Here is a 3,700-nt window from a genome sequence, read left to right as displayed (position 1 = left end):
AACATGGGGGGACCCGAAGGCGAAAATCTGCTCGAAGGCCTTGCGAGTGTGGACGATCGCATGGCAATGATCCTCAAACTTGGTTTCATGGGTGCAGGGGCCGACATCGCCGCCGTCATGGAGGCAGCTTGAGGTTCCGCCGGAGGGGAAGACTGCACGATGCTGACGCCCGTGCGCATTGGGTCGGGACGGTTCTTGTGCAACCCGTTGCCGGAATTGCCTGAACTGGACAGACAAGCAGCATGAGCAGGGCCGCACTGTCGCACAAGCTGCGCTTGCAGATTGCCGATGAGCTTGATTGCGCGCGGCAGGAAATCGAGCGGCTGGGTGGGGTGCTGCGCAGCGATCCGGCGCTGGTCGCCGCGCACATGACCAGCCTGCAGGCGCTCGACATGATCGGGCAGCAGCAGCTGGCGCTGGCCGCAGTGCTGCGCGCCGAGGATCCGCAGGCCGCCATCGCCGGTACCCCCCTGGAACAGTTGCGCGAACGGCTCGAACAGGCCCTGGATTAACCTTTGATCAACCATGTTTGGCAAGGATGGCAAGCGTGCACACGCCCCATATCCTGATCGTCGAGGATGACGACGCCCTGCGCGGCGAGCTGGTAGAGCTGCTTAAGGCGCTCGGCGCGCTGGCCATCGGCGTCGCCGATGGCGCACAGGCGATACATGCCTGCCATCTGCAGCCGTTCGATCTGGTGCTGTGCGACTACAAGCTGCGCGCTGAAAACGGGCTCGATGTGCTCAAGGCGCTGGGCGATGTGGCAACCCCCCCTGCGGCCGACCATTGCTATCTGATGACCGCGCATGTCGATCTTACTGCCGCCGCGCAGCAGGATATCGAATCGAGCACCGCCGGGCTGCTTCACAAGCCGATCGCCGCGGCGATGCTGCGCAGGATCGTGGCCGATGCCGCGGAGGCGCGGCGATGCTGAGCGTCAATTATCCGCAAGGCTTTCGCGTCATCATGCCGATGCTGTGGCCGGTGGCACTCTTGGCGCTCGCCGTCGCGACCGGGCTGTCGGCGATCAGGCTGGTCGCCGCCCCGGGGTTCGAATTCTATCTTGGCCCGCTTTTCTATCTGCTCGCCTATCGCTGGTTCGGCCTGAAAGCGGGGCTCGTCACGGCGGTTGCCACCATGCTGCCTTCGGTCTGGTGGTGGGGCCATCCGATGTCGGTGGTGATGGCAATCGGGCATGTCCTGGCGATCCATCGCTTTTCCGGACAGGACCGTAGTCTCTCAACGGTGACCTTTTTCTACACGCTGTTGGTCAGCGTTGGAACAATCGTGGCATGGCTGACCTTTGTCGACCCGCTGCCAGCAGTGATCGTGCTTGACATCGCGGTGCGCCAGATATTGTGCGAGACGCTGCTGGCTGCTTGTGCCGACCTCATCCTGCTTGCGGTGTTGGTCGATACCGCGCGCGGCCAGGTGCGCCGGGTGCGCAAACCTGGCTTGCAGCAATCGGTCGAGGCGTTGGTTTCGATGGCGGTTGCCGGGGCGGCCATGCTGTTTCTGCTGGGCGAGCTCAACCATGTTAAGGACCGATTGGAACTGCACCAACAGGATGTCGCCTCCGCAGTGCGTATGCTTCCCAATCGCAATGCGTTGAAGACCGGGGTGGTGTACCGGCTGAACATGCACGGGGTTGATACGCCCCTGCCATTTGTAAAGCTGGCATCAGACGCACCGGATCAGGCTAAGGAAATTCTGGGTTGCCATGGCTACGATCGCGGATTGGTCGATGCCAGCGGGCGCCAGTCGCTGAGGTACTGGCTGGACATGTGTTATGTCGTGACACTAGCAGAAGATGTCGCTGTCGTCTCGCCGCGAGACCATGTCATCGACCTTTTTCGCGAAGTGCTGGACGGCATCCTGCCGCTGATGGTCTATCTCGGCCTCGCGCAGATCGGGCTTCTGATATTCGGCGCGTCGGTGCGGCGGTCGTCGCGCGTGCTCAGCCAGGCTTTGCTCGGCTTCGGAAGGGGCTATGCCACGAGCCGCCCGTCCGCGCCCTTTGCCGAGGCCGACCGGCTGCTCGGCGCGTTCATCGCGGCGAATAACGAGTTCGTCGCGTTCGACCGCCAACGGGCGCATCTGACGCGGACCGTCGAGGAACTGCGGTCCGCGATCGATCTCAAGCTGCTCAGCGACATCCGGTTCGATGCGTCGCGCGGCGAGCTGCGCTATTCGAAGATCGATCCGTCGGCCGGACAGCGCGGCGCGAGCCTTTCGGTCCATTCCGCCGACATCGCCCATTTCCAGTCGCTGGCCGGCCAGAACGAGGTCATGGTCGAGTTCCGGCGAGGGCAGCACCAGGACGACCAATGGTATCTGCTCATCGCCCGCGATTACGATGCGGAGAGCGACAGCTGGCGCTATGGGTGTTTGATCCGGCTGCGTACCGCTAAGGCCTTCCAGACGCAGATGCGCCACAGCGCGCGCCTGATGGAACTGGGCGGCATGGCGTCCGCGCTCGGCCATGAGCTGCGCCAGCCGCTTTTCACGATATCGCTCGCGGCGGAAAACGCGCTGTTGCAGCTTCAGAACGGCAGCACGGACCCGGAAAGGACGGCAGCCAAGCTCGAGCGCATCGTCGAACAGGTCGAGCGTGCCAATGTGATCATCCAGCGCACGTCGTCCTATGCCAGAAGCGAGCGCGCCGAGCGGGTGGACATGGAACTGTCGCAGGCGGTGCAGAACGCGGTCCGGTTCATGCGGCCGGTGATGACCGAGCGCGATATCGAGCTGGAGGTCGAGATCCCGGACCATCTGCCCGTCATGTCGCTGCCGCGGATCGGTATCGAGCAGATTATCGTCAACGCGCTGCAGAACGCGGCGGATTCGATCGATACGCGCCGCGAAAGTGCTGCGGCCGGCGCCATCAAGGGGTCGGTCGTGGTGCACGTCGATACCAGCGATCAGGCCATTCTGCTCAAGGTGACCGACAATGGCGCGGGTATCGAACCCAGCATTCGCAGCAACGTCCTCGACGCGTTCTGCACGACCAAGCCCGAAGGCAAGGGGACAGGCCTGGGTCTGTTCGTCTGTCGGCAAATCATGGACGAGGTCGGAGGATCGATTGCGCTTGCCGATAATCCTGGAGCGCCGGGCGCAACGCTGACCCTGCGCTTTCCGCTGCCGGAAGGAGAATGAACGATGGACATGCGCGAAGCACGCCACGTTTACATTGTCGATGACGATGCCGAGGTGCGGGCCGAGCTAGGCGAGGCGCTGGAACTGCGCGGATTCGTCGTCCGGGTGTTCGACAGTGGCGATGGCTTTGTCGCCCAGCAGGCCAGGCTGGCGCCCGGCTGCGTCGTGCTCGATCTCAACATGCCCGGCCTGGGCGGCATGGACGTGCAGCAGGCGCTGGTCGAGCGCGGCAGCGCGCACAAGATCGTGATGCTCACCGGCGCCGGCTCGGTCTCCACCGCGGTGCGCGCGATCCATGCCGGCGCGATAGATTTTCTGGAAAAGCCGTTCCTTGTCGACGATCTGGTACGCGCCATCGGCAGCGCGGTCAGTCGCCAGATCCAGGAGGTGGAGCAGGGCGGCCGCCGCCGCCAGGCGGAGCAACTGATCGCGCGGCTGTCCGATCGCGAACGCGATGTGCTGTGCGGGATGGTGCTGGGGCTCGCCAACAAGATCATCGCCTATCGGCTCGGCCTGTCGCCGCGCACGGTCGAGGCCTATCGGG

At 63.9% G+C, this 3,700-nt stretch carries 4 protein-coding genes; all 4 read left to right on the top strand.

The genetic code is table 11. From position 1 onward, the window contains the following. The first annotated feature begins 242 nt into the window (after positions 1-242). Entirely contained in the window at positions 243-512 is a 270-nt protein-coding gene (locus DM995_RS20090) for a hypothetical protein (protein WP_116970823.1), read from the top strand. A gap of 35 nt (positions 513-547) precedes the next feature. After that, positions 548-934: a response regulator gene (locus DM995_RS20085; protein ID WP_157973416.1), complete on the top strand. Its 387-nt coding sequence runs from the start codon at positions 548-550 to the stop codon at positions 932-934. Continuing rightward, positions 928-3,156: a sensor histidine kinase gene (locus DM995_RS20080; RefSeq protein WP_116970821.1), complete on the top strand. Its 2,229-nt coding sequence runs from the start codon at positions 928-930 to the stop codon at positions 3,154-3,156. The genes DM995_RS20085 and DM995_RS20080 overlap by 7 nt, the downstream gene beginning before the upstream one ends. 3 nt (positions 3,157-3,159) lie before the next feature. Then, positions 3,160-3,700 (top strand): response regulator transcription factor (locus DM995_RS20075; RefSeq protein WP_157973414.1); only part of this gene is annotated, 541 nt, incomplete at its 3' end.

Source organism: Blastomonas sp. UPD001 (genome assembly GCF_003426715.1).
Taxonomy (GTDB): domain Bacteria; phylum Pseudomonadota; class Alphaproteobacteria; order Sphingomonadales; family Sphingomonadaceae; genus Blastomonas.
Note: the sequence above shows the minus strand (reverse complement) of the source record. Positions and strands in the feature narration are given on the sequence as shown.

What these genes read in the sequence shown, in the direction of transcription:
- DM995_RS20080 (WP_116970821.1), top strand. Translation starts at nt 928, where the DNA reads ATGCTGAGCGTCAATTATCCGCAAGGCTTTCGCGTCATCATGCCGATG.
- DM995_RS20090 (WP_116970823.1), top strand. Translation starts at nt 243, where the DNA reads ATGAGCAGGGCCGCACTGTCGCACAAGCTGCGCTTGCAGATTGCCGAT.